28 protein-coding genes are annotated in these 25,553 nt (G+C 65.5%); 10 read left to right on the top strand and 18 right to left on the bottom strand.

From position 1 onward, the window contains the following. Window positions 1-37: 37 nt before the first annotated feature. Genes E4S61_RS11375 through E4S61_RS25405 form a run of 3 tightly spaced genes read right to left on the bottom strand, consistent with a single transcriptional unit; the run spans window position 38 to window position 1,623 of the window. Complete coding sequence (locus E4S61_RS11375) at window positions 38-370, bottom strand: hypothetical protein (RefSeq protein WP_135304054.1); 333 nt, start codon at window positions 368-370, stop codon at window positions 38-40. Then, window positions 363-1,409, bottom strand: coding sequence for a zinc-binding dehydrogenase (locus E4S61_RS11370; protein ID WP_135304053.1), 1,047 nt, complete (start codon window positions 1,407-1,409; stop codon window positions 363-365). Before E4S61_RS11370 ends, E4S61_RS11375 begins: the two co-directional genes overlap by 8 nt. A 52-nt stretch (window positions 1,410-1,461) precedes the next feature. After that, window positions 1,462-1,623 carry a hypothetical protein gene (locus E4S61_RS25405; RefSeq protein WP_167768481.1) on the bottom strand — a complete coding sequence of 54 codons (162 nt, stop codon included), beginning with the start codon at window positions 1,621-1,623 and terminating at the stop codon, window positions 1,462-1,464. 115 nt (window positions 1,624-1,738) lie between these two features. Here E4S61_RS25405 and E4S61_RS11365 point away from each other — a divergent pair, with 115 nt between their 5' ends. The 4 genes from E4S61_RS11365 to E4S61_RS11350 all read left to right on the top strand — a co-directional run bounded on the left by E4S61_RS11365 (window position 1,739) and on the right by E4S61_RS11350 (window position 4,625). Next, window positions 1,739-2,662: a molybdopterin-binding protein gene (locus E4S61_RS11365; RefSeq protein WP_135304052.1), complete on the top strand. Its 924-nt coding sequence runs from the start codon at window positions 1,739-1,741 to the stop codon at window positions 2,660-2,662. A gap of 73 nt (window positions 2,663-2,735) precedes the next feature. Next, window positions 2,736-3,560, top strand: a complete 825-nt coding sequence (locus E4S61_RS11360; protein ID WP_135304051.1) for an aldo/keto reductase — start codon at window positions 2,736-2,738, stop codon at window positions 3,558-3,560. A gap of 42 nt (window positions 3,561-3,602) precedes the next feature. Then, window positions 3,603-4,277, top strand: a complete 675-nt coding sequence (locus E4S61_RS11355; RefSeq protein ID WP_135304050.1) for an MBL fold metallo-hydrolase — start codon at window positions 3,603-3,605, stop codon at window positions 4,275-4,277. Between the two features lie 69 nt (window positions 4,278-4,346). After that, a complete protein-coding gene (locus tag E4S61_RS11350) occupies window positions 4,347-4,625 on the top strand; it encodes a hypothetical protein (RefSeq protein ID WP_135304049.1) in 279 nt (92 codons plus the stop codon). 157 nt (window positions 4,626-4,782) lie between these two features. Here the strand turns inward: E4S61_RS11350 and E4S61_RS11345 are convergent, their stop codons facing one another. The 6 genes from E4S61_RS11345 to E4S61_RS11320 form a co-directional block, all read right to left on the bottom strand. Beyond that, window positions 4,783-5,094, bottom strand: coding sequence for a DUF7126 family protein (locus tag E4S61_RS11345; RefSeq protein ID WP_135304048.1), 312 nt, complete (start codon window positions 5,092-5,094; stop codon window positions 4,783-4,785). 2 nt (window positions 5,095-5,096) lie between these two features. After that, complete coding sequence (gene guaA, locus E4S61_RS11340; RefSeq protein ID WP_135304047.1) at window positions 5,097-6,014, bottom strand: glutamine-hydrolyzing GMP synthase; 918 nt, start codon at window positions 6,012-6,014, stop codon at window positions 5,097-5,099. Next, a complete protein-coding gene (pyrG, locus tag E4S61_RS11335) occupies window positions 6,014-7,675 on the bottom strand; it encodes a glutamine hydrolyzing CTP synthase (RefSeq protein ID WP_135304046.1) in 1,662 nt (553 codons plus the stop codon). Before pyrG ends, guaA begins: the two co-directional genes overlap by 1 nt. Before the next feature lie 116 nt (window positions 7,676-7,791). Further along, window positions 7,792-7,974: a hypothetical protein gene (locus tag E4S61_RS11330; RefSeq protein ID WP_135304045.1), complete on the bottom strand. Its 183-nt coding sequence runs from the start codon at window positions 7,972-7,974 to the stop codon at window positions 7,792-7,794. A 66-nt stretch (window positions 7,975-8,040) separates the two neighbouring features. Next, window positions 8,041-8,262, bottom strand: coding sequence for a hypothetical protein (locus E4S61_RS11325; RefSeq protein ID WP_135304044.1), 222 nt, complete (start codon window positions 8,260-8,262; stop codon window positions 8,041-8,043). A 102-nt stretch (window positions 8,263-8,364) separates the two neighbouring features. After that, window positions 8,365-9,756, bottom strand: coding sequence for a hypothetical protein (locus E4S61_RS11320; RefSeq protein WP_135304043.1), 1,392 nt, complete (start codon window positions 9,754-9,756; stop codon window positions 8,365-8,367). 93 nt (window positions 9,757-9,849) lie between these two features. On the opposite strand from E4S61_RS11320, the gene E4S61_RS11315 reads away from it, so the two are divergent. Then, window positions 9,850-11,109: an outer membrane protein assembly factor BamB family protein gene (locus E4S61_RS11315; RefSeq protein WP_167768480.1), complete on the top strand. Its 1,260-nt coding sequence runs from the start codon at window positions 9,850-9,852 to the stop codon at window positions 11,107-11,109. On the opposite strand, the gene E4S61_RS11310 is transcribed toward E4S61_RS11315, so the two are convergent. Then, entirely contained in the window at window positions 11,093-11,686 is a 594-nt protein-coding gene (locus E4S61_RS11310; protein ID WP_135304041.1) for an alpha/beta hydrolase, read from the bottom strand. The genes E4S61_RS11315 and E4S61_RS11310 overlap by 17 nt on opposite strands. Window positions 11,687-11,801: 115 nt before the next feature. On the opposite strand from E4S61_RS11310, the gene E4S61_RS11305 reads away from it, so the two are divergent. Continuing rightward, window positions 11,802-12,749: a PspA/IM30 family protein gene (locus tag E4S61_RS11305; protein ID WP_135304040.1), complete on the top strand. Its 948-nt coding sequence runs from the start codon at window positions 11,802-11,804 to the stop codon at window positions 12,747-12,749. Between the two features lie 22 nt (window positions 12,750-12,771). Here the strand turns inward: E4S61_RS11305 and E4S61_RS11300 are convergent, their stop codons facing one another. From E4S61_RS11300 to E4S61_RS11285, 4 genes are all read right to left on the bottom strand, one after another. Beyond that, window positions 12,772-14,688 (bottom strand): SLC13 family permease, encoded by a 1,917-nt coding sequence (locus E4S61_RS11300; RefSeq protein ID WP_135304039.1) that lies wholly within the window; start codon window positions 14,686-14,688, stop codon window positions 12,772-12,774. A 70-nt stretch (window positions 14,689-14,758) separates the two neighbouring features. Continuing rightward, a complete protein-coding gene (locus E4S61_RS11295; protein WP_135304038.1) occupies window positions 14,759-15,805 on the bottom strand; it encodes a hypothetical protein in 1,047 nt (348 codons plus the stop codon). A gap of 78 nt (window positions 15,806-15,883) precedes the next feature. Beyond that, entirely contained in the window at window positions 15,884-17,812 is a 1,929-nt protein-coding gene (gene thrS / locus E4S61_RS11290; protein ID WP_135304037.1) for a threonine--tRNA ligase, read from the bottom strand. A 58-nt stretch (window positions 17,813-17,870) separates the two neighbouring features. Next, the gene (locus E4S61_RS11285) at window positions 17,871-18,431 is read right to left on the bottom strand and encodes an HTH domain-containing protein (protein WP_135304036.1); all 561 of its coding nucleotides are present in this window, start codon (window positions 18,429-18,431) and stop codon (window positions 17,871-17,873) included. A gap of 179 nt (window positions 18,432-18,610) precedes the next feature. Between E4S61_RS11285 and E4S61_RS11280 the strand changes: the two genes are divergently transcribed. From E4S61_RS11280 to E4S61_RS11265, 4 genes are all read left to right on the top strand, one after another. Then, a complete protein-coding gene (locus tag E4S61_RS11280) occupies window positions 18,611-19,042 on the top strand; it encodes a universal stress protein (RefSeq protein ID WP_135304035.1) in 432 nt (143 codons plus the stop codon). 169 nt (window positions 19,043-19,211) lie between these two features. Continuing rightward, window positions 19,212-19,724, top strand: a complete 513-nt coding sequence (locus E4S61_RS11275) for a gamma carbonic anhydrase family protein (RefSeq protein WP_135304034.1) — start codon at window positions 19,212-19,214, stop codon at window positions 19,722-19,724. A 196-nt stretch (window positions 19,725-19,920) separates the two neighbouring features. Continuing rightward, window positions 19,921-21,813 (top strand): ICP22 family protein, encoded by a 1,893-nt coding sequence (locus tag E4S61_RS11270; protein ID WP_135304033.1) that lies wholly within the window; start codon window positions 19,921-19,923, stop codon window positions 21,811-21,813. Window positions 21,814-21,921: 108 nt separating this feature from the next. Next, a complete protein-coding gene (locus E4S61_RS11265) occupies window positions 21,922-22,395 on the top strand; it encodes a redoxin domain-containing protein (RefSeq protein WP_135304032.1) in 474 nt (157 codons plus the stop codon). Window positions 22,396-22,421: 26 nt separating this feature from the next. Here the strand turns inward: E4S61_RS11265 and E4S61_RS25400 are convergent, their stop codons facing one another. The 4 genes from E4S61_RS25400 to E4S61_RS11250 form a co-directional block, all read right to left on the bottom strand. After that, window positions 22,422-22,583 carry a hypothetical protein gene (locus tag E4S61_RS25400; RefSeq protein WP_167768479.1) on the bottom strand — a complete coding sequence of 54 codons (162 nt, stop codon included), beginning with the start codon at window positions 22,581-22,583 and terminating at the stop codon, window positions 22,422-22,424. Window positions 22,584-22,664: 81 nt separating this feature from the next. Beyond that, on the bottom strand, window positions 22,665-23,714 hold the full coding sequence (locus E4S61_RS11260; protein ID WP_135304031.1) for a dipeptide epimerase: 1,050 nt from the start codon (window positions 23,712-23,714) through the stop codon (window positions 22,665-22,667). Beyond that, window positions 23,711-24,721, bottom strand: a complete 1,011-nt coding sequence (locus E4S61_RS11255; RefSeq protein ID WP_135304030.1) for a DUF1611 domain-containing protein — start codon at window positions 24,719-24,721, stop codon at window positions 23,711-23,713. Before E4S61_RS11255 ends, E4S61_RS11260 begins: the two co-directional genes overlap by 4 nt. A gap of 51 nt (window positions 24,722-24,772) precedes the next feature. Next, complete coding sequence (locus tag E4S61_RS11250) at window positions 24,773-25,477, bottom strand: Bax inhibitor-1 family protein (protein WP_135304029.1); 705 nt, start codon at window positions 25,475-25,477, stop codon at window positions 24,773-24,775. Window positions 25,478-25,553 lie beyond the last annotated feature (76 nt).

The following is a 25,553-nucleotide window of genomic DNA, read 5'->3' as shown; positions in this document are numbered from 1 at the left end:
AGTATCGTGAGCGATACTACCGCCGTCGTCGGCCCGGCTACGTTCGGCGGGAGCGAAGCGCTGACCACACGGCGAGACCGCCCAGCAGGAACGCCGGAACGAGCGGCAGCGCCAGATACGCCGCCCGGAGGGTGAGACCGAGCGACCGGACGAATCCCTGTGCGGCCGGGAGCGCGAGGATGGCGATGGGAATCAGGAGGAAACCGACGACGATCATCCCGACGAGGACCCAGCCCTCCCAGCCGAAGTCGTCGCTCGTCGCCGCCTGCTGCGGCGGTTCGCCGCTGGGACGATGGACGTAGCCGCCGTCAGCCGCGCCGCCGTCCGTGCTGCCGTCTCCCGTCTCGGGACGGTTCTCGTCCTCACTCATCGTACTCACTGTCCGGTATCACGACGACTTTGCCGAACCCCTCGCGCGATTCCAGCAGCTCGTGACCGCGGGCCGTCTCGCTCATCGGTAGCGTCGCCCGCTTTTCGACGGTGAACGTCCCGTCCCACACCCGTTCGAGAGCGTCCTCGGTCTCGCCGTAGGTCGCCATCGTCGACCCGACGACGGTCAGCTGGTTGCCGAAGATGCGGTTGACGTTCGTTTCGGGGGTAGGACCGCTGGTCGCGCCGCAGGTGAGCAAGCGGCCGCCCTTCGCCAGCGATCGTAGCGACTGTCGCCAGGTCTTCTCGCCGACGTGGTCCACGACGACGTCGACGCCGCGCCGGTCGGTGAGCTCTCGGATTCGCGTATCGAACTCGCTGTCAGTATAGTCGATGGCGTGGTCCGCACCGAGTCGCTCGGCGGCCGCCAGTTTCTCGTCGGCGCTCGCGGTTGCGAACACCTCACAGCCGACGTGGTCGGCTATCTGGACGGCTGCGTGGCCGACGCCGCCGCTCGCGCCGAGGACGAGCACTGAATCGTCAGGGCGAATCTCGCCGCGCGTGACGAGCATCCGCCACGCCGTCTGGAAGACGAGTGGGGCGGCGGCCGCCGTCTCCCAGTCCACGCCGTCGGGGACGGAGACGAGTGCGTCGGACGGTACCGCCGCCAGTTCGCTGTGGACACCCGTGGTATGCTCGCCGAGCACCTGATAGTCGACACAGAGCGTCGGTTCGCCCTGGCGACAGAACTCACAGGTGCCGCAATTGATGCCCGCACTGACCGCGACCCGGTCGCCGGGTTCGACGCGGGTCACGTCCGCGCCGACCTCGCGGACGACGCCGGCGGCGTCGCTTCCCGGAATATGCGGGAGTTCGAGGTCGAGTCCGGGGAGTCCACGGCGGGTCCAGACATCGAGGTGGTTCAGCGCGCCGGCTTTGACGTCGACCAGCGCTTCGTCCCGGCCGACCGTCGGGTCGGGCGCGTCGCCGTAAGTGACGACCTCGTGCCCGCCGTGGTCGGTGTACTGGACGGCCTGCATGCTCGGCTCTCGGGTCAGCGGCCGCAAAACACTGGCGGTCTGTGACGCTGGGTCACGCCCGCGAGAGGGGCTTCGACCGGTCGATTTCGAGGAGCGTCATCCGGTGGTCGCAGGCCCGTGCGTGTTCGTCTCGCTCGCTGACCGCTGTCGCGTGCCTCTCGTACAACCCCTCGAACGCGCACTCGTGGCACACGACGTGAAACACCCCTACCATACGCGTGAACTGACGCATCGCCACCATAAAAATACTGAAACGATCGTGGATGACGTGTTTGGGCCACGATCCCCGCGGCCGGAACCATTTACCCGCCAGGTGCCTTCGTCTGCATATGGTCGACTTCCAGTCCCGCGATACCCGGCGGGGGTTCAGTTTCGACGACGATGACGAGGAGGACGAGGAAGACGAGGCGGAGACGGTCGCGGACGCAGACGAGACGGGGACAGGCCAGAAGACGGAGACAGACGAGAACGGCGACGAAACCGACGCGGAGCGGAGCGAAACGGCCGACGCCACGGACGCGACCGAAAGCGACGAGCCGTCGGCGACCGAGGCCACCGGGACTGACGAAGATGCGTCAGCGGCGGACACGGAGCGGACTCTGGAGACGACGTCGGCGACCGAGTCGGCTCACTCCGACGACCGAGTGAACGAACAGGACGACGGGGTAACCCCGACCGCGGACCCGGTAAGAAAACCGAACGAATCGACGGCGGACGATACTGCCGCGACCACTGGAACCGCCGACCCGCCCGCCACCCAGAGCCGAGACCCACCAGCGGTGACGGCCGTCGACGCGGCGCTCGTCACGGTCGGGACGACGACGGACCGCGGCGAGGACCCGACCGGCGAAGCGCTGGCGGCAGCCATCGAGGCAGCCGGCTACGGCGTCACCGTCCGCGAACGCCTCCACCAGGACTACGACGGTATCCAGCAGGCCGTCAACACGCTCGTCGGTCGGGACGACGTCGACATCGTCGTCACTGCCGGCGGCGTCGGCGTCACCACCGACGACGTGACCATCGAGGCGGTCCACCCGCTGTTCGAGAAGTCCCTGCCCGGCTTCGGCGAGGTGTTCCGGAGCTTTCTCTTCGACGAGATCGGGACCGGCATCGTCTCGGTCCGAGCAACGGCGGGTATCGCCGACGGGACGCCGGTGTTCTGTCTGCCCGCCGACGAGGGGGCCGCCGGCGTTGCCATCGACGAGATAATCACCGCGGAAGCGCCCGACCTGCTCGACAATATCGAGGGCTGAGCCCGTCGGCCGGACGGGTCGCCGCTGTCGCTTCCGCCACTGCCGTTTTGCCACTGGCCCGCCAACGGCGCCTATGGAGACGATTCAGGTCCAAGGCGAGTCGGTCCCGGCGCTCGGTCTCGGCACGTGGCAGCTGACAGGTGCGACCTGCCGCGAAACCGTCCAGACAGCCCTCGATATGGGGTACCGACACGTCGACACCGCACAGGCCTACGGCAACGAGCGACAGGTCGGGATGGGGATCGACGCCGCCGACGTGGACCGCGAGGACATCTTTCTCACGACGAAACTCGACGGGAGCAATCGAGACGCGCGGCGCGTCCGCCAGTCCGCCCGCGAGAGTTGTCACCGCCTCGGCACCGACTACCTCGATCTGTTGCTCATCCACTGGCCGAACACGCCGTGGATGGTTTCGGTCTCAGAGACCATCGACGCGATGAACGACCTCGTCGACGACGGCCTCGTCCGAAACATCGGCGTCAGTAACTTCTCGCCGTCACGACTCGACGAGGCTCGGGACCTCTCTGACGCCCCCATCTTCACCGACCAGGTACAATACCACCCCTACTGGGACCAGACGCAACTGCTCGACTACTGCCGGATCCACGACGTGCTCTTGACCGCGTACAGCCCGTTGGCCCGCGGCGGCGTCTTAGAGGACCCTGCAATCGTCCAGATAGGCAACCGCTACGGCAAGTCTCCGGCACAGGTTGCCTTGCGGTGGTTGGTCCAACAGGACGGCGTCGCTACCATCCCGAAAGCCACTAGCCGTGAGCACCTCGAAGCGAACCTCGCTGTCTTCGACTTCGAGCTGACCGACGAGGAGATGTATCAGATTCGGTCGCCTTCGAGGGCAAAGACCGGATATCACTTCGTCCGCTCGCAGTTACCGTTCTGACGCTTCGGGAGGATTTTGACGCGGGCGTTCGTACGCTCAGCCATGGTAACCCCGCTATCGGACGACGTCTGGTGGTACGACCTCTCAGGAGTCAACGCATACCTCGTCGACGACGGAGGGACGCTGACGCTGGTCGACGCCGGGATGCCGTGGCACGGTAACGCGCTCCTCGGCGGCATCAGAGAAGCCGGCTTCGAGCTGCGCGACGTAGAGCGCATCCTGCTGACCCACTACGACTTCGACCACGTCGGCGGTCTCTCGGCGTTCGACAGCGTAGATCTGACCATCTACGTCGGCGCAGCCGACGCCCGATTCGTGACCGGCGAGGAGCGCCCGCCGCTCTCGAACCACAAGGGAGCGATTCAGCGCGTCGGCGGAACGTTCTGCTCGCCGCCGGACAATCCGGTCGAACCGCTGACCGACGGCGAGACGATCGGCAGTTTCACCACGTTTCTCACGCCGGGCCACACGCCCGGCCACGTCTGTTACGTCAGCGAAGAACTGGACGCCGCGTTCCTCGGGGACCTCGTCAGAGAGGAGCGGGGCACGCTCAAGCCCTCGCCGTGGCTGATAAGCTACGGCACGAGCGACGTGACCGAGAGCATCCGCGGGTTCGTCGAACACGCCCCGACGTTCGAGGTTGGCGGGATGGGTCACGGCGTCCCGTTCAAACGCGGCGGAAGCACGCGTCTCGCGGAGACGGCGGCGACGCTCTGAGCGATATAGCGAGCTATTGAGAACTCCTAGGCAGCTACTTTTAGTCCGACACGTTCGTCTGTAGTGAGGATGACACCGACAGCACCCCCGACGGCGGACACTCACCCGCCGAAATCGACGCTGTTCTGTCAGGACTGCGGCCACCAGAGCCCGGTCGACGATGACTGGATACTCGTCGCGACTGCTCGCGGGACGGCGTATCGCTGTCCCCAGTGCGGTGCCGATCTTACGATTCGGCCGGCGCTCGCGACCACGTCAGCGCGCAGCCAGCCCTTCGAGGCGTGGCAGCACCTCCGACACGCGTGGTGTGATAGCGTCCGTGCGTGGCGGGCGATGTATCTTGGGTAGTCGTCGCTCGGATATCGGCGACCCCGGAGTCGGCGCCTCTGACCGCGGTTTCAGAGGCGTCTCCCTCTTTCGTCATACTGTCCGTACCGGTGCCAGTTGGATAAGTTTCACGTAGGCCGCTCTAACCGCTACGCGAGACGCTGGCGGCGACGTGAACTCACAGCTCCTCGGCGACGGCCTCGGGAGGGAGCAGGTTCGGGTCGATGATGAGGTCCGCCTGCCGGCTGGCGAAGTCGGGCAGCGATCCTTCGGCGTAGACGACGATTCGAAGGTCGGGGTTCAGGTCCTTGGCGACGGCGATGGAGGTAGCTTGTGCCATCTCGGTCAGGAGGTAGACGTCGGCGTCGTGGACGCCGGCCTCCTCCAGTCCGGGACGGTTGCCGACGTCGGCGACGGTGACGGTGTGGCCCTCCGCTTCGAGCGCGTCGGTGATGCTGTCTGGATCCGAACCGACGAGGAGCACCTGCATAGTCACTCGTACTCGATGGTCGCGGGCGGTTTGTGGGTCACGTCGTAGACGACGCGGGCGACGTTCTCGTGTGCACCGGTGATGCGACTCTGCATGCGCTGGAGCGTCTCCCAGTCCAGTTCCTGTGCGCGAGCGGTCATACCGTCCCGCGATTCGACGGAGCGGACGGCGACGACCCAGCCGTGGACGCGGTTGTCACCCTTGACGCCGGTGGCCTTGCCAATGACCGCCGCCAGCGCCTGCCACGGTTCGTACTCTTCGAGTTCGTCCTCGACGACGTGGTTGGCTTCGCGGGCGACTTCGAGTTTCTCGGCGGTGACTTCGCCGATGATGCGGACGGCGAGACCGGGACCGGGGAACGGCATTCGCTCGGAGATAATCTCCTCTAGGTCGAGCGCGCGGGCCACCTCGCGGACCTCGTCCTTGTAGAGGTCACGCATCGGTTCGACGATGCCGTCGAAGTCGATGCGCTCGGGCAGGCCGCCGACGTTGTGGTGGCTCTTTATCGTGCCCTCGCTCTCGATGCGGTCGGGGTAGATGGTCCCCTGGACGAGGTAGTCGGCGTCCACCTCGCGAGCGACTTCCTCGAACTCCCGGATGAACTGTTCGCCGATGATGTGGCGTTTCTCCTCGGGGTCTGTCTCGCCTTCGAGGGCATCGAGGAAGCGGTCCTGTGCCTCGACGATTCGAAGCGAGTCCATGTAGTCGAACGTCTCGCGTATCTCGTCGGTCTCGCCTTTCCGCATCAGCCCGGTGTCGACGTAGACGGCGGTGAGTTGGTCGCCGATAGCCTCGTAGGCCAGCGCCGCCGCCGTCGAGGAGTCGACGCCGCCGGAGAGTCCGATGACAGCGTTCTTCTCACCGACCGTCTCGGCGATCTCGGTTTTCGCCTCCTCGATGAATTCTTCAACGTCCACCATCAGTGGCTCACCTCCTCAGTCTCGACGGTGTGGGGGTCGTCGCCGACGACAGCCTCAAGCAAGCCGACGAAGGGCGGACTCGCTCTCGTGGGGCGCGAACGGAACTCGGGGTGGAACTGCGTCCCGATGAAGTACGGGTGGTCATCGGACGCGAGTTCGAGTATCTCCATACGGTTTCCGGAGCGCCCGGAGAACTTCAGCCCGGCGGCTTCGAGGTCGTCGATGTACTCGGGATTGACCTCGTAGCGGTGGCGATGGCGTTCGGTGCAGGATTCGCCGCCGTACAGCGTGGCCGCGAGCGTTCCGGCTTCGATCTCCGTCTCGTTCGCGCCGAGTCGCATCGTTCCGCCCATGTCCTCGATTTCGTACTGCTCGGGCAGGATGTCGATGACGGGATGGGGCGTGTCCTCGTCGAGTTCCGTCGAGTGTGCGCCCGTCAAATCGAGGACGTTGCGGGCGTACTCGATGACCGCGAGCTGGAAGCCCAGACAGAGACCGAGGTACGGAACGCCGTTCTCGCGGGCGTAGCGGATGGCCTCTATCTTGCCTTCGGTTCCACGAGTGCCGAAGCCGCCGGGGACGACGATGGCGTCGGCGTCTCTCATTCGCTCGGCGTGGTGGTCGCCCATCTTCTCGGAGTTGACCCACCGGACGTTTACGTCGACGTTCTTCTCCAGTCCGGCGTGTTTCAGCGCCTCGTGGACGGACATGTAGGCGTCTTCTAAGTCGTACTTACCTACGAGGGCAACCTCGACTTCGCCGTCGGTTTGCTGGGTGACGAGGTCACGCCAGCGATTCTCGCGCTCGTCTTCGGGAAGCGCTTCGTCGCCGATGTCGAGACGTTCCATGACGTACTCGTCTAAGCCTTCCTCTTCGACCATCAGCGGGACGTGGTAGATGTCGTCGACGTCGGGGTTCGAGAACACCGCTTCGGTCGGCACGTCACAGAACAGCGCAATCTTCTCGCGGGTGTCGATGTCGAGTTTGTCCGAGCAGCGACCCACGAGCACGTCGGGCTGGAGGCCGATAGAGCGCAGTTCCTTCACGGAGTGTTGGGTCGGCTTCGTCTTCTGCTCGCCGTTCTTCGAGTAGGGGACGAGCGTGACGTGCGTGAAGAGAATGTCGTCTTCGTCCTCCTCGTGGGCGAACTGACGAAGCGCCTCCAGATAGGGCATCCCTTCGATGTCGCCGACCGTGCCGCCGACCTCGATGATACAGACGTCGTTGCCCTCGGCGGCCTCGCGGATGCGTCGTTTGATGTCGTCGGTGATGTGCGGGATGATCTGGACCGTGCGACCGAGGTAGTCGCCGGCGCGCTCCTTCTCGATGACGTGCTGGTAGGTCTTGCCCGTCGTGATGTTGTGATCGAAAGTCATGTCGATGTCGAGGAACCGCTCGTAGTTTCCCAAGTCGAGGTCGACCTCCCCGCCGTCTTTCAGCACGTACACCTCGCCGTGCTGGAAGGGGTTCATCGTCCCGGCGTCGACGTTCAGATAGGGGTCTATCTTGACCGCGGTCACGTCGAACCCGGCGTTCTTGAGAAGCCTACCCGTGCTGGCGGCGGTGATGCCTTTGCCAAGTCCAGACATCACGCCCCCGGTGACGAAGATGAACTTCCGACCCAGATCCGGGTCGTAGTCCGTCTCAGGTTCCGTCGGCATACCGACGGTGTGACTCGGGGCGTCTAAACGGTTTCGGGACTATCCCCGTTCGTCAGCGACTGTCAGTCCGCGACCTGCCGTGTCGACGACTGGTCGGTCCCACGGCTACTGGCAACTCAATGCGCGAGTGAGCGGCTGAGCGCGACCAGGAGGGCGATCGAGACCGCCGAAAACAGGGCGTCATTCGGCGCGGCCCCGATCGTGAGAAAGAGCGCGAACCCGGTGAGAAATCCCGCGACCAGCGAGACGACCCCGTGACTGGCGCGCCGCGTGACTGAGAGCGGTTCGGCCGTCGCCATGTATAACTATAGAACGTTATATAATATAAGAATACGGTCGGTCGTCGCAGGGTCAGCGATATCGGACTATCTCGCTCGGTAGCCGTCGACGAAGAGATAACCGAGCCACACCGCCGCTCCGAAGGCGACGAGGATGCCGACTGCGCCCGCGATAACGAACATCGGATCTTGGCGTTGAATCGCCGTGAGACTGTAGGTGCCGACGAAGAGTGCGACCGCGGCGAGGAACGCGCCGAGGACCGCCCGTTGGAGGGCGGCCGCCAGTCCGTCGAGACCGGTCTCTGCCATATCACTTGGATACAGCCCCGGTGGGGATGTACCTTCTGCCCGTATCAGCCACTGTAATCGACTCCCGTCCGCCGAATTCGAGCGAGTAAGCCGGCCAACGGCTCAGTTCACGACCGGTTGCGAGATGATCCACAGCGAGAGCACGGTGTAGCCGACCATGACGACCACGAGCGGGACGTGTGCGCGACGCCCTCCGCGCCGTCCGTAGGACTCGATCGCGACTGTGTGGGCAGCGACGACAGCGACGAGGTGGCCGGCGACGACGAGAAGGACCTGCGACCCCCAGAACACGGAGAGCGGTACGCCGGCGACCGGGTTCGGCGCGAGGACGCCCCCGGTCGCCAACTCCGTGAGTACGCCGAGATTCCGCAGGACGAACGGGTAGGTATGGGCCACCTCGTAGGCCGCGGCGATGGGCAACAGCGAGGCGGCGAAGACGATTGCCGTCCCGCGCGTTGCCGTATGCGTCGTCGTTTCTCCGTCGCCGAGTCGGTCGACCAGCGCGACTGCGACCCAGTAGCTCCCAAGAAACAGCGCGAACCCGACGAGATAGAGGGCGACGCCAGCCGGCGTCGGCCCGAGGTCGGTCGGCATCGAAGCCAGCACCTCACGGAATGCCCGCGTGTTCGTCAGGCCGTCGAAACTGACGGTGTACAGCACGAGAACGACGAACGCCGCCGTGGACGTGTCGGCGACCGGTCGCGTACAGGCCTGCCACGGGGCGCGGAGTGAGAGTCGATAGCCGTGGTCCTCGGCCGAGACCGACAGCGGCGCGACCCGACCGAGTAGGCGATAGAGGACCGACAGGGCGTCGGCCCGGTAGAGCCACGTCGGTCCGCACGCGAGCGCACCGACGATCATGACGAGCGCGTAGGCAGCGACCAGCGCGGCGGTGAGCCGCGGTGAGCGCGGGAGCAACGTGAGGTTCTCGGTAATACCGACCAGGAGCGCGAACCCGACGACGGCGGGCCACTCTCCGAGTCGCTCGGGATACGCACCGAAGACGGCGGGCGGTTCGCCCTCTAAGCGCGCAAGCCCCAGATAGACGGTCCGCCACGGCGAGAGGAGACGCCACGGACTCCCGGCGACGGCGGCGACGAGACCGAGTCCCTTCAGCCACACCGGCCAGAACAGCACGGTGGCGACGTTCTCGGACTGAATCTGTTGACCGACGACGCCCCAGAGGAGGACGGCGACGAATGCGCACAGACCGAGTGTCCTGCCGACGTTTCTGAGCGCCTGCGCGAACCAGAACGGGATTCGGAACGACGGCGCACCGGCCTCGGTTTTCCCCGTCCGCTCGCCGACGGCCAGCCAGCCGGCGGTGACCGCGACGGTGCCGCCGGCCCCGGCGTACAGCAACCGGAGCGGAATCGGGGCCTCAATGCCGCCGCCGACGGCTCCGTGGGCGCTGGCGACGCCCGAAAAAGCGAGCACCGTGAGGAGTGCCGCTGTCAGGGCGACGAGCGGCGAACGCCGCGAACGGCCGCGCATGTCCAGCACTCGCAGGCGGGCGGAGAAGTACGTACCGCTCTCGCCTGCCGGACGATAGCGGGGCTTATGTCCGTCGGCAGCCGAGTTCCGGCGATGCGACCGCGGACACTCCTCGCCGCGCTGCTCTGCTGTGGCGCGCTGGTCGGCGTCGTCGCCGCGGGCGTGACCGCCGACGGCGGCGCGCTCACGCAGACGTGGAGTAGCGACACCGTCCGCGACAACGAGGTGAACCACCACGCCGTCGGCGTCGGCCCGCGCGGGGACGTGATCGCCGCACCTATCGCGGCAGTCCCCAACGCCGAGACCATCGGTCCCCATTCCTGTTCGCTGGTCCGCTTACGCCCCAGTGACGGCGCGACGCGCTGGCGCTGGAGCGTCCCCGCCGAGGACTGTTTCACCCACGCACTCACCCAGCCGGCGGTCGCCGACGTGGACGGCGACGGCGGGATGGAAGTCGCCGTCGGCACGACACAGCGCGCGCTGGTCGTCCTCGACGCGGCCAGCGGCACCGAACAGTGGCGCGTCCCCCTCTCGACCTACGGCTACGGCCAGCCAGCAGTGGGGAACGTCACGGGTGACGCTGGCCCGGAACTCGTCACGAGCGACATCGAGGGAACGCTCGTCGTCGCTCGCTCGAACGGGACGGTCACGTGGCGCAGACAGACGGACATGGCCGTGTGGGCGGCCCCCAAAATAGTAGACGTCGACACAGACGGCGCGACGGAAATCGTCCTCGGCGGGGACGAAGGCGTCGTCGGCTACGAGCCTAACGGGACGCGGCGGTGGCGAAGCGACGTCCGGGCGTCGACGCTCGCTGTCGACGCCGAGGGGCGAGTGCTCGCGGGCAACACCGCCCGACTGGTCGCGCTCGACGGCGCGACGGGCGAGCGCCTGTGGACGAGGGACCTCGCGGGCGCGTCGCGGGTCCACGACACGGGTGACGCAGACGGTGACGGCGAGAGCGAGGTGTACGTCGGCATCCCCGGGAATACGATACTGGCGGTCGATACCCAAACAGGAACGACGGAGTGGCGGACCTCGCTGGGCAGCGGCGAGCGGCGCACCACGTTCGCGCCGAGACTGGCCGACGTAGACGGCGACGGCACCGACGACGTGGTGGCGGTCACGAACGGCGGCACCGTCGTCGTGCTGGACGGGACGACCGGCGAGGAACGGGCGGCCTACGAGCGGAACGTGCCCATCTGGACGTTCGCCACGCCAGCCGACCTCGACGGGGACGACGACGCGGAGGTTCTGGTCCGCTACGGCGACGGGCGCGTCGTTGCCCTTGACTGGACCACCGCCGGCGGCGGTACGCTAGTGGTCCGACCGCCCGCTACAGGCGCTCGCTGAAGAACTGCGAGACGACTTCCGCCACGCGGTCGGCCTGCCCGATGACGTGGTGGTCCGCCGGCAACGATTCGACGGCGTGACCCAGTTCGCGGGCGCGCTCGACGACCGGTCGCCACTCGACCGTTTCGTCGCGTTCGCCGTAGACGACCTGCACCGGACAGTCGATGGCAGAAATCGCCTCGACGGCGGCCCCGTCGGAGAGTTCGGCGGGCGGTGCGAGCACCGAGAGCGCCGCCGGTTCGTCTCCGTCGGCGACGGCGGCAGCCGCCCGAAGCGCCACGTCGGCCCCGAAACTGTAGCCGAACAAGCCAACGGCGTCGAACTCGCGGCGTGCCCACGCCAGTGCGTTCTCGGCGTCGGTTCGTTCGCCTCGGCCCTCGTCCCACTTCCCGTAGTCGAACCGCAGACACGCAATCTCGGGAGCGAGCGCGTCGCTCACCGCTCGAAGTCGCTGGTCCGACCGATTGCCGCCGTATCGCGGATGGGGCGGGCAGGCGACGACGGCGCGGTCGGCGTCGGGCGAATCGAGCGTGCCGACCACCTCGCGGCCGCCGGGGACGTAGACAGGGTGGCCCATGTCGGCGGAGTCGGGACGTGCGTTCCTGTATCTGTCGCCACTTTTGTCGCCGCTCGGGTCGGCAGCGTTTTTCCCTATGGAAGAAATTTAAGTCAGGAGCAATGAACTCAGAGGTATGGGAATCCTCTCGCGCGCCTCGTACATCATCCGCTCGAAGGTGAACGCGGCACTCAACCGCTCTGAAGACCCCTCCGAGACGCTCGACTACAGCTACGAGCAGTTGCGCAACGAACTGCAGGACGTCAAGCAGGGCATCGCGGATCTGACGACCCAGAAGAAGCGACTGGAGATACAGAAGCGCCGCCTCGAAGAGAACGTCGAGAAGCACAACGACCAGGCGCGACAGGCGGTCAAACAGGACCGAGAGGACCTCGCACGGCAAGCCTTAGAGAAGAAAAAACAGAAGATGTCCCAGATCGAGGAACTGGAGACGCAGGTCTCGCAACTCCAGACCCAGCAGGACCAGCTCGTCGAGCAGAAAGACGAACTTCAGCGCCAGATAGAGCAGTTCCGCACGAAGAAAGAGACGATGAAGGCCCGCCACGAGGCAGCGAAGGCCTCGACCCGGGTCAACGAGGCGATGACGGGGGCCGGCGACGAGATGGAGGACATCAACCGCGCCATCGAACGCGCTGAAGAGCAGACCGAGGACATGGAGGCACGCGCACAGGCGATGGACGAGCTCCGCGAGGACGGCGTGTTAGAGGACCAGATCTCCGATAAGAGCTCGCTGGAGAAGGAGTTAGAGGAGGTCCAACAGGACGGTGCGGTGGACGCCGAACTCGATACGCTGAAACAGGAGATGGGGAAGGCCGACGAAGAACCGGCCGAAAGTGCCGGGACCGAGACAGCGGAGGTCGAGACGGAGATGGCCGAGACAGAGACTGACGAGACCGAAAGCACCGACGCGGAGACGGCGACCGCCGAACAGACCGATGCCGAGGCGGAACTGGAACAGGAACTCGCCGAGGATACCGGGTCAGCGGACGTGGAGACGCCCGACGTCGACGACAGCGAAGTCGAATCGGAACTCGAAGAGCTCAAAGACGACGAACAGAACTAAGCGGGCGACCGACGGGTCTATTTCACGGCGGCCAGACGACGCTCACGGCGACTGTGGTGACGGCACAGAGAAGCAACTGCAATGGCGCACCGACGCGGGCGTAGTCGGTGAAGCGGTAGCCGCCGGGGCCGTACACCATCAGGTTCGTCTGGTAGCCGATGGGAGTGAGGAAGGCGGTGGCGACGGCGAAAGTGACCACCAGCAGGAACGGGAAGCCCGCGACGCCGATGTCCTGCGCCGTGGCGACGGCGATGGGGGCCATCAACACAATCGTCGCGACGGGCGTGATAATGCTGGCGACGACGGCACTCAGGAGGTAAAAGAGCGCCAGCAACGCCAACGGCGGGAGGACGACGGCGGCTCCAGAGAGCAGGTCGCCGACGAACGCCGCGCCGCCGGTCGCCTGCATCGCCGACCCGAGCGGCAAGAGCCCGACCAGCAGGAAGACGACGTTCCAACTCACCGCGTCGTAGGCCCGGGACGCGCCGAGCGAGCCACTGGCGACCATCGTGACGACGCCGCCCAGCGCGGCGATGTAGATGGGGACGGCGTCGAGCGCCGCCAGCGCGACGACGGCGACGAGGATACCGATGGGGAGGAGCGCTCGGGCGTCGAGCGACGGGGGTGCCTCGTCGTCGTGAATGACATCGAAGAGTTCGGGTGGCCCCTCGGTGAGCACGAGATATCCCTCTTCTTCGAGGTGGCCGATCTCGTCGACCGGCGTCTGGAGGAAGAGCGTATCCCCCGCCGACAGTTCGACTGCGGCAAGCCCCTCGCGGATGATGGTGTCACCGCGGCGAATCGCCAGCACGGTCACGTCGAACCGGGACCGCAGGCCCACGTCGGCGAGCGTGCGACCGAGGAGTCTGGACTCGTTGCTGATGACGGCCTCCGCCAGCACGCCAGGATGCCCGCTCTCGGCCAGCAGTTCCTCGGTCACCGACTCGCGGGAGAGTTGCCGCAAGCCGTACGTCTCGCCGAACTGGTTGACGGCCTGTGTGTTCCCCCGCACGGTCAGCACATCGCCGGGTTCGAGCGGTCTGTCCGTCGCCGTGGCGAAAAACGACTCGCCATTGTGGTCGATTTGGAGGATGTCCACGTCGATGGGTTCCTCGACAAGTGGTAGGTCGAGTAACGCGTCGCCGTCCGTGGGCGGCGTCCCCTCGACCGAGTCTGCGGTCGCTGTGTCGCCGTCGTCTAAGGCGTCCGTGACCGTCCGCCCGACCAGCGGCGAGGACTCGCGGACGACCAACTGCGCGAGGTGGCGGTCCATGTCGAACTCCTCGGTGAAATCGGCCGCCGGGTGGATTCGCTCGGGGACGAGCGCTCGGCCGACGGTGAGTAAGTAGGCGACGCCGACGAGCAAGACGACGACGCCGACGGGGGTCAGCGTGAACATCGAGAACGGTTCGTTCAGGAGAGCACGCGAGATGTCGCTGGCGAGGAGGTTCGTCGCCGTCCCGATGAGTGTCAGCGTTCCACCGAGCATCGCCGCATAGGAGAGCGGCAAGAGGAGGGTCGACGGCGAGATGCCGTAGCGCTCGGAGAGCCCGGTCACCAGCGGGATAAAGACGGCGACGACGGGCGTGTTGTTGACGAACCCGGCGCTGATACCCGTCGTGCCGACGATGGCCGCGAGCAGTCGGCCCTCGTCGCCGCCGGTGAGCGTCGCCAGCCGGCCGCCGAGCCAATCGACCACGCCAGCGTCCTCGACGCCCGCGCTCAGGATGTACATGGCGACGATGGTGACGACGGCCGGACTGGCGAACCCAGCGATGGCTTCCCGGGCCGGCACACCGGTGTAGGGTTCGAGGACGGCCAGCGAGACGAGGACGCCAATCGCGGTCATATCCGGCGGGAGCCACTCGGTGACGAACAGCGCCAGGGCGACGGCGACGAGTCCGAACACGACGAGCGCACCCGTCGAGAGCGGGGCCATACGCCCAGAGAACGGTCGAGTGTGTGATAAATGCCGGTGACGGCTCAGGTCTTCCCGCCTTCGCAGTCCCTCAGTCCCAATTGACGTCGACTGACCGCTCCGTCTCCCGGAGGATGAACGGGCCGATCGAGAGCGTCCGTTTCGTGATTGTGACGATACGGAGAATGTACGCGAGCAGGACGGTGAAGGGAAACAGCGAGATAGTGGTAGTTATCGCGACGAGCAACAGCGAGTTGGCGATGCCGTAGGTCGTCCCCGAGAAGTCCCGCGGGTCGAGGAGAATCAGCGATCCGATAGCCACCGCGAGCGCCGGGACGGCGATGTACAGCAGCGCCCGCGAGAGGTTCGAGAGTTCCCACTGGAAATACAGCGTCTTGAAGTGCTCGCGCGCGGGACCGAACAGCCTGAGCGTCTCGATGAGTTCATCGAGCTTGTCGAGGGCCTCCTCCGAGAGCTCGGCGGCGTGCTCCTCTTGGATGCGTCGCCCGGCGTACAGCTTCCAGGAGTAGTTGTAGTTCAACGCAGCCTTGACCACGTCGAACGCCCCGAAGGTCCCTCCTTCCAGCTGGTCGGTGACTTCGTCGGCGTTGCCGACGATAGAGTCGAGATACGCAGAGAGCAGTTCCAGCAGGTCGTCGTCCAGCCCGTTGTCTTCGTCGATGGCCTCCTCGACGGACTGGGCGCGTTCTTTGGTGGCCCGCACCAGCGAGCGCAGAAACGCCGACGGCTCGGCGGGGCTGACTGACGCGCCGACACTGTCGGCCACATCTTCGCGGAACTCCATCGCGCCTTCCATCCGTTCGCGCTGGTCGCCAACCGCACCGAGTTCCTGTGAGAGGATCAGCTGGCTCAGCGTCAACACCAGCGTCACGCCGGTGATGGTGCCGGTGATGAGCGCCTGATACAGCGTCTCGGCGGGGTCACCTCGGGTCAACAGCGTGTGGGGCGGCGTCGGATGGGCAATTCCGGCGACGAGGAGGAATAAAAACAGCGTCGCGGAGAAGAGTCCGGCGATGATCCACCGGTCGGCGTCGAGTAACAGCCACAGCATTCGCGCGTTCTCCGACACCCGTTCGCGCATCGTATCGCTGGGTTGGTGCCGGTCGGAGTCGGTCATGTCACCAGCCTCGCTCTCTTTGCATAAAAGCGCCCGTTTGTGGCAACGAAACAACACCGCGCGCACCCGTGTTCTGGCTTATCGTCCGGCGAGGAACGTGACTGCGGTTCGCTGTTGTTCGACTTCGGTCGCTAAGTGGTCCCGGAACTCGTCGAGTTCGATGTCTTTCTCCTCGCGCTCTTTCCGGTCTCTGACCGAGATGGTGCCAGCGTCCTCCTCGTTGTCGCCGATGATGAGCATGTAGGGGACCCGGTCGTCGTGGGCCTGCTGAATCTTCCGGCCGACGGTCCACGAGCGGTCCTCGATCTCGACGCGGAACTCGCTCAGTTCCTCCTGCAACTGCTCGCAGTAGGGGATGTTGTCGTCGGAGACCGGGAGGACGCGGACCTGTTCGGGGGCGAGCCACGGCGGGAACTTCCCGTTGTAGTGTTCGGTCAACACCATGAAGAAGCGCTCGTAGGAGCCATACAGCGCGCGGTGAATCATCACCGGGCGGTGTTCCTCGTTGTCCTCACCGGTATAGGAGAGGTCGAAGCGCTCTGGCATGTTGAAGTCCAGCTGGACGGTCGGGCCGTCCCAGTGACGGCCGAGCGCGTCCTCGAAGGCGAAGTCGATCTTCGGGCCATAAAAGGCCCCGTCGCCGTCCTCGACGACGTAGTCGATATCCTGTTCATCGAGGACCGATTCGAGTTGGGACTCCGCTTTCTCCCAGATCTCGTCGCTGCCGACGGACTTCTCGGGTCGGGTGGCGAACTGGACCGTGTAATCGAGGTTGAACGTCTCCAAGGTGTCGAGGATAATGTCGACGGTGGCGAGCACTTCCGCCTCGATCTGGTCGGGACGGACGAACAGGTGCCCGTCGTCGATGGTAAAGGCCCACGTCCGCGAGAGACCTGACAGCTCGCCGCGCTGTTCTTTGCGGTAAACTTTCCCGTCCTCGAAGTACCGGACCGGGAGGTCACGGTACGACCAGTTCTTCTGTTCGAAGATGGTCGCGTGGCCCGGGCAGTTCATCGGCTTCAGGCCATACTCCTCGTCGTTCACGTCGAGTAAGAACATGTCGTCGACGTAGTTCTCGTAGTGGCCCGACTTCTTCCACAGTTCGGTGCGGAAGACGTGGGGCGTCTCGACTTCGTCGTAGCCGGCCTCGCGGTTGAGTTCGGCGGCGTACTCGGACAGTTCGTTGAGAATCTTCTTCCCGTTGGGTTCGTACAGCGGCAGGCCCGGCCCGGTGGTGTCGTCGATGGAGAACAGGTCCATCTCCTGGCCGATCTTTCGGTGGTCTCGCTCCTGTGCTTTCCGTCGGTTTTCGAGGAACTCGTCGAGGTCGTCCTGGGTGGGGAAGGCGGTGCCATAGATGCGGGTGAGCGTCTCCTCGTCCTCCTCGCCGCGCCAGAACGCCGCCGAGATTTCGAGCAGCGCGAAGCCGCCGATCTCGCCGGTCGACTCGACGTGGGGTCCCTGACAGAGGTCGTAGAACTCCTCTTGCTCGTAGAAGGAGACCGGGTCTTCGCCGGCAGCCTCGGTCTCTAAGATATCCTGTTTGAACGGGTTGTCCTCGTAGCGTTCGAAGGCCTCTTCGCGGTCCACGAGACGGCGTTCGATGTTGTAGTCCGCCTCGATGATCTCCTGTGCCTCGGCCTGGATCGTTTCGAGGTCGTCTTCGTCTAAGTCGACACCGGTGACGTCGTAGTAGAAGCCGTCGTCGGTCCACGGTCCGATGGTGAGCGTCGCCTCGGGGAACTCCCGTTGGAGCGCCTGCGCGAAGACGTGGGCCGCCGAGTGGCGAAGCACGTCGACGTACTCGTCGCTGCTCGGCGTGACTATTTCGAGTGTAACGTCCGTCTCGATCGGCGTGTGCTTATCGACCAGTTCGCCGTCCACGACGCCGGCAACGGTGTCCTTACCGAGGCCCGGTCCGATTTCGTAGGCGACGTCCTCGACCGTGCTACCGGCGTCCATCTCGAGGGTGGACCCGTCCGGCAGCGTGACCGTGACCGTACTCATATCCGTGATACGACAGCGGCCGGGGATAAGTGTATTGAGACGCAGGCGGGCGGTCGAGTCACTCGGGAGCGAGCGGCTCCCTGTCTGGCTCGCCAAGCAGCGGCGAGTCGTCGTCGGTCTGTGTTTCCTCGGTGGCGACATGATCGATCGGTTTGAACCGCGTGTGATTCTCGGCTTCGAGCGAAGCGAGTCGATCGCCAACAGTCATCACGCCGTCCTCGCTGGCGTGGGGCGTGACACAGGTGAGCGCATCGCCACGAAACTCGGCCAGCAGCACGGACGGGAAGCGGATAGCGCGATATCGGTCGTCGGTGAACCGGTTGTCGACCTGGCGAACCTCGAAGGCCGGCGCGAGCGAACAATCGTTCACCGCGGCCCACTCTCGGAAGAGTTCGACGCGTTCGAGCGCAAACTGTCCAATGTCAGTAGTGGTCGCCTCCCGCGTGGCGGGGGCCTGTTTGCCCCAGACGTGGACGCTCCGCTCGCTGGCGTGACCGGACTCGACCAGCGCCGAGAGTCGTTCTTCGAGAGCTGTCTGTCGCTGGTGGTAGCCGTCCGGGAGCAGCGACCGAACGTACAGTTCCATCCGCCGACCGACCGGTAGGTCACTCCCTTGCATGGTTAATGCATGTATTGAGTGCCACCGACATAAGTATACTAGTTGACAGAATATGGTAGAAACTCTTCTTCATTGAACAGTGGTAACACTACCCGTCGAACGGCCCGACTTCCGTTCGCAGTGAGCGTGTGGTGTGCCAACGGGACTACTATGTACCGTCGGGACGCATCTGTCGCCAGATGTACGACAACGTACTGGTTGCGACGGACGGCAGTGCAGGAACGACGGAGACGCTCTCTCACGCCGCCGCCATCGCCCGGGACAACGACGCGGTGTTGCACGGCCTCTACGTCGTCGATAAACGTCTCTATCTGGCGGCCGAAAAAGACACTCAGGAAGACGTTCGACAGTCCCTCGAAGAGGAGGGAGAGGTCGCGCTCGACGACATCACCGTCCGCGGCGAAGAGGCTGGCGTAGAGACCCTCACCGAGATGGAGGTCGGCATTCCGCACAAAGTCATCACGGAGTACGCTGATCGTGAGGGGATCGACCTCGTCGTGATGGGTACCCACGGACGCACCGGTCGGGACCGGGTCGCCAGTCTCGGCAGCGTCACCGACCGCGTCCTCGAACGCTCGTCCGTGCCGGTGCTGGTCGTCCATATCGAGTGATACGGATTGTTGTAGCGATTGACCGGTACTCGCCGACACCAGGGTCGGCGCTATCCGGAAATACTCTACAACAATCCGTATGAGCCACTTTCGACGGCGCGGACTCGATGGGTCAATCAACCGCTCGGCTGACCGGTATCTTTTCGGGTGCCCGAGACGCTGTATCGATATGGACAGTCGCGAATACGCGTTCGAGGGGGCGACGCCGGACATCCACGGATACGCACACGTCAGCCGCGAAGCGACGGTCGTCGGCGACGTAACCATCGGACCCAACGCCAACGTCTGGCCGGGCTGTGTCCTCCGCGGCGACGTTTCGCCGGTCGAAGTCGGCCGGGAGTCGGCGATCGGCGACGGCGCAATTTTGCACGCCTCGACGGTCGGTGAGAAGGTGATGGTCGGCCACGGAGCCGTCCTCAACGACGCCGAAGTGCGTGATGGCGCGCTCGTCGGTTTCAACTCCACAGTCAGCGACGCCATCATCGGGAAAGGCTCTATCGTGGCGATGGGGACAGTCGTTCCACCGGGCTACGAAGTGCCCGCCGAGTCGTTCGTCCGCGGGAGCCCCGCGCAGGTGACGCCGCTGTCGGAGACGACCATCAACCCCGACGAGGTGTTCGAAGCGTTCTCCTCGGGCGACTACGCGAATCTCGCCGCGAGACACGAAGATCTGTTCGAATAGCGAGGGGCCGAACGCAGTGAGGGCCCTCGTTAGGGCGAGCGGGAGTGTCAGCGACACGAGAATAGCGAGAGCCCGACCGAAAGGAGTACTCTCGAAACGGAGCGGCGACCATCGGGAGCCGCGGAGTAGCGAGGGGAGCCCGAACGGTCGAGCAGACGAGTCAGGTATAAGGGGAACAACCGACACAGTTCAGGGCATGGACGACATCGTCGACCTGGTGCACCGGTCGCTGGCCGACGCGACGGACGCCGAGTTCACCGACCGGGTCGACGCACAGGCCGCACGGCTCCGCGAGGCAATCGAGAGCGGCGAGTTCGACAACGACGCCTTCTCCGTCGGTCTCGAAGTGGAACTGTACGCCATCGACAGCGTGCCCGAACCGCCGAGCGAAGACGACGAAGCGGGAGACGATACCGCCGAAGATGGGGTGGGCGAGGCCGAGCTCGACGCCGACCTCTCGGGCGGCGGTGGCGGTGCGTGGGACAGCTCGCTCGAAGCGCCCGCCGAGTCGGAATCCGGTGGCGGAGCGTCGCTGGAGCCCGAAGGCGGGGCGTCGCTCGAACCGGAAGATGGCGGGGGCGACCAGTTCGGGTCCGACGAGGGGCCGTCGCTGGACGTGGATCCCGACAGCCCGCTGGCACCCGACGAGTCCGATGTGGCGGAGGCAGAACCCGAACCGGCGGTCGAGACGGCGGCCAACGACACGGACGACGAACCGTACCTGGATCCAGAGGAGTGGGAGGGGCGGCTCACCCGCCTGCCGGCGGTGGTCTTCGACGGCGAGGCCAACAAGGAACTGGGCCGCCACAACGCCGAGGTCAACACCGACCCCAACGCGTTCGACGAGACGGGGATGGCCGTCCAGACCACGTCCGTCGAGATGCACACGAAACAGGCCCGCCAGCAGGCTAGCAACCACAACTGCGAACTCGTTTTAGACGCAATGTGGACGATTCCGCCCGAGGAGGGCAGCGAGGCGTATCTCTCCGCACACGAGACGCGCGACGGCGTCGTGCTCGCCGAGAACATGCGACAGGCCCCTCGCTACGTCGCACTGGACAACGAGGCGGTCGCGCACGCCGGCGGCGAGATTCCGTTCTCGGTACCGGGCTACGACGGCACGTTCCCGACCATCCTCTTCGAGTCGCTGGCAACCTCCATCCAGCCACATCTCCAGATTCCCGACGCCGAGTCGTTTCCCGCGTACTACAACGTCGCCATTCGGACGCTGGGGCCGCTGCTGGCGCTGTCTGTGAACTCGCCGTTCCTCCCCGCCGATATGTACGCCGACGACATCGACGGTGAGTGGCTCTGTGCGAACACGCACCACGAACTGCGCATCGCGGCCTTCGAGCAGTCGGTCAACACCAGCGAGAACCCGAAAGTCCGCGTCCCGAGGGATATCGACACGACGACGGACGTGGTCGACCGGGTCGTGGCTGACGACCTGTTCGCGCCGTTCCTGCGAGAGTGGCTCGAAGACGGCGAGCGCGAGCGCTTCGCGGAGGAGTTCTGGGAGTTCGATCACAAGCGCGGGACCTACTGGCGCTGGCTCCGCTGTGTCGTCGGCGGGACCCCGGTCAACGGCGCGAGCAGCGAGCGGTCGCTGCGCATCGAGTACCGCCCGCTCCCGACCCAACCGCACGTCAAGGACATCATCGGGATGCAGGCGCTGACCGTCGGGCTCATCCGGGGACTCGTCGTCACCGACCACCCGCTCGCGGAGCTGCCGTGGGCGGAGGCCTCTCGCAGTTTCTACGACGCCGCACAGCATGGCCTCGACGCCGACCTCTCGTGGGTCACGGGCCGCGGCGAACGCACCACCGACCAGGCGGTCATCTTCGACGAGGTGTTTCGCGTCGCCCGCCGCGGACTGGACGAACAGGGAATCCCCGAGAGCCAGAGAGACGAGTACCTCGGCCCCATCGAGCGCCGGTACGACGCCGGCGAGACGCCGAGTTCGTGGAAAATCGGCCGCGTTCGGGAGTATCTCGACGACGGGATGACTCTCGGCGACGCGATCCCCGAGATGCAGCGGGACTACTTCGAGGCGAGCAAAGCGCACCACGAGTTCGCCGAGTGGCTCTAAACCCGTCCGCGAACCGCGGTCGCTCGCGGACGTGACAGCCGGTCGGAGAAGCGGTCATCGGTACCGACGTACGACCTTTTATTCGGCTCAAACAGCTAGCTAGGGGTGATGGTATCCACAGGCGATTCCGCACCCGACATCTCGGCGACGGTAGCGAACGGAGAGGTAGAGGAGTTCGAACTCTCGGACCACCTCGGCGACGGGCCGGTCGTGCTGGCCTTCTTCCCCGGCGCGTTCACGCCGCCGTGTTCGAACGAGATGGTCGCGTTGCAGGACCACCTATCGGACTTCCACGACGCCGACGCGACGGTACTCGGCGTCAGTGCGGACTCTGCGTTCTCGCAGAACGCCTTCCGCGAGAAGGAGGACCTCGAGTTCGACCTCGTCAGCGACATGGACCGCGACGCCATCGAGGACTACGGCGTCCGCATCGACATCGATGACCTCGGACTCCTCGGCGTCGCCAACCGCTCGGTGTTCGTTCTCGATGACGATGGCGAAGTCACCTACGACTGGGTGTCCGACGATCCGACCAACGAACCCGATTACGACGAGCTGCTCGACGCGGTCCAGAGCGCCTGAGTCGGAAAAAGAGCTACCTCCGGTTTTTACTCCGCGTCCAGCCAATCCTCGAACTCGTAGAAGCAGACCGAACAGAGCGCGCCTTCGAGCGTGGCGACGTCTTCGTCGTCGTGTTCGACCATGTACCGCTGATGGCGGGCCTGTTCAGGGTCTAGTTCCGTCCCGCACTTGTCGCAGTGTTCTGTCATACCTCCGGATTGTCGACGAAGCCTTCTAAACCTGAAGCAACCGGCCGTATTGAACGGTTCCGGAGGGCGGTTCGTCGGCGGTTAGCCGGGGCGTTCGAACGCTGCGGTCGGTCGGACGCCAGTCCCTGATTCGACCGCCCGGAGGTCGAATCGGTCACCGTCGATCGGGACGCCCTCGTACGGGTCCGCATCGAGGAGAAGCGCGCCGTCCAAGTCGGCGTAGTCGAACAACGGCGCGAGGTGGACGGCCGCGGCGATGGAGGCGTTCGATTCGACCATACAGCCGAGCATCGTCGAGAGACGATGAGCGTCGGCGGCATGGACGAGTCGCTTGGCGGCTCGTACCCCGCCACACTTGACGAGTTTCGCGTTGACGACGTTACAGGCGTCTGCGACGCGCGGGACGTCCGCCGCGGTGACGCAGGACTCGTCGGCACAGACCGGCATCGTCGTCGAATCGGTGACTCGGGCCAGCCCCTCGATATCGTCGGCGGCCACGGGTTGTTCGAGCATCGTCACGCCGGCGTCCTCTAGCCATCCGGCGGCGACGATAGCCGACTCGGCGTCCCACGCCGCGTTGGCATCCACTCGAATAGCAGCGCCGGGCGCGGCCTCCCGCACCGCCTCGAAGCGCGCCCGGTCGTCGTCGGTACCGAGTTTTACCTTCAGCTGTGAGAAGCCCGCATCGACGGCTGCTTCGGCTTTCTCGGCCATCCGCTCGGGCGAGTCGATGCCAACGGTGTACGTCGTCTGCGGCATCCGGTCTGGGTCCAGTCCCCACTGGCGATACAGCGGCGTGTCGAGATGGCGGGCGGCGAGGTCGGCGAGGGCGATAGAGACGGCGCTCCGAGCGGCCGGTTCGTCCGGCCACTGTTCGTGAAGCCGCCGCTCGATTCGCTGCCCGGCGTGGGGGTCGCCGATTCGCTCGACCACGGCGAGCATCTCGGGGAGCGATTCGGCCACGCTAGTGGCCGTCTCGTCGTAGTACGCCGACGGCGTGACGCCGCCGTAGCCGGTGGTCCCCTCGTGGGTCAGTTCCACGACGACGGTGGCGCTGGTCTCGCTCGTTCCCCGAGCGATACCGAACGGCGTCGAGATCGGCAAGTCGTATCGTTCGACGCGCCCGTTCATAGGATCGCGTCGAGTACCTCGTCGGGGACGCCGTGGCGGACCGGGTCCGTCGCCGGTGCATCGAGGGCCTCAGCGTACTCGGTCACGGCGTCGTCGGCCGCGTCGTCGTCCAGTTTACTCGTATTCAGGGTGCCCACGACGACCGACGCGTCCGAGATGGGCGCGGCCAGTCGCTCGTAGATATCGACGTACTCGTCGAGCGGCGGGAGGGTGAAGGACTCGTAGCCGTGAATGCTCTCCAGTCCGGCCTCGTGGCACATCACCAGCGCGTCCGGCGCGGAGCCGTGGAGAATGCTCGTCGTCACGCCGGAGTACGCCGGATGCGCGAGCGCGCCCTGCCCTTCGACTATCAGGAGATCCTGCTCCTCGGGCGTCTCGACGAGTCGCTCGACGGCCCCGGCAGCGTAGTCGGCGATGACCCGGTCCACGACGATACCCCACCCCGTGATGGCGACGCCGGTCTGGCCCGTCGGGACGACCTCGGCCGCCAGCCCCCGTTCGCGTGCGGCGTCGCGCAACTCGAAAGAGGCCGTCATCTTCCCCGTCGAGCAGTCGGTACCGACGGTGGTAACGACGGTGGCGTCTACGTCGCCCGCGGTCCCCTCGGCGACAGTCAGGTCCTCGGGCGGCTTGCGTAAGTCCTGTAGTTCGCCGCCGTGTTCGGCGGCGAGTCCGACGAACTCCGCGTCGTCTTCGAGGAAGTCGTGCAGTCCCGAGAGGACGTCACAGCCGCGTTCGAGCGCCGCTCGCACGTCGGCGCGCCACGACTCGTCGAACGCACCGCCGATGGGGGAGATACCGATGACCAGCGCATCCACTTCGGGCACCTCGTCCATCGACGCGACGATTGGGGCGTCCTGCACGTCGGGGAGGTAATCGCGGACTCGCTGTCCCGCGTGTTCCCTGTCGACGACGGCGCGTACCTCGTGGTCACCGTAGCGGAGCAACCCGACGGCTGTCTTGGATCGGTCGGGGAACGATTCGTGTGTGAGAACGGCGACCTGCATACGAGAATCGTCGCGGCCGCCCGGCCTAAAGGTATGGTTGGAAGCGTCGCCTTACCGGTCTAGCGCCGAGAGAATCCGTAATACCCACTGGAGGACGTGGACGAACACGCCCATGACGGCGACGTAGATGCCGATAGCGTTGCGGAAGTCGCTGGCGTAGCGGTTCTCCCGAACGGCCCAGATCTCGTAGGTCAGGTCGACGATGAACCCGAGAAAGAAGATGAGACTGGCGACGACGACCAAGAGGGGATTGAGGAACACGCCCGCCGCGCCGACCACCAGTCCGAGGATGAAACAGCCGAAGGCGTAGCGCTGCCACCCCGAGAAGTCGTGGTTGGTCTTGAATACGACGGTGGCGATAACGGCGGTGATGAGACCGGTGACGACAGTGGCGATGCCGATTGCCGGGACGCGAATCCCGCCGCCGCCGTAGATGTAGAGAATGGCCGCTCCGAACAGCCCGTAGCCGCTCTGTATCAACGCGACGCCAGCTCCGGTCAGCCCCATACTCCCGCGCTGGAGGCCCTTGTTCGCTATCCAGAAGCCGCCCCCGACGGAGACGGCGAAGACGGCGATGCCGAGGAAGAAACTCGAAAACAGCGCCGCGCCGAGGGGCGCGATCGGCGTGTACGACAGCGCCAGCATCAGGAGGATGTTGGCCGCGACCAGCGCGGAGCCCATCCCGATTATCTTGGTGATGTTCCGGTCTACCGTCCCAGTCGCGTTCGCCCGTGACCGCTCGAACGTCCCACTCATGTGGTCGATACCACTCGCCTGCCGCACATGTGTCTTGTCCTCGGCGCTTGAGTTGTCGATACTCTTTCGAGACACT

It is taken from the genome of Haloarcula amylovorans (genome assembly GCF_004681185.1).
GTDB classification, from domain to species: Archaea; Halobacteriota; Halobacteria; order Halobacteriales; family Haloarculaceae; genus Haloarcula; species Haloarcula amylovorans.
The sequence above is the reverse complement of the archived record's forward strand: the minus strand, read 5'-3'. Positions and strand labels throughout refer to the sequence as shown.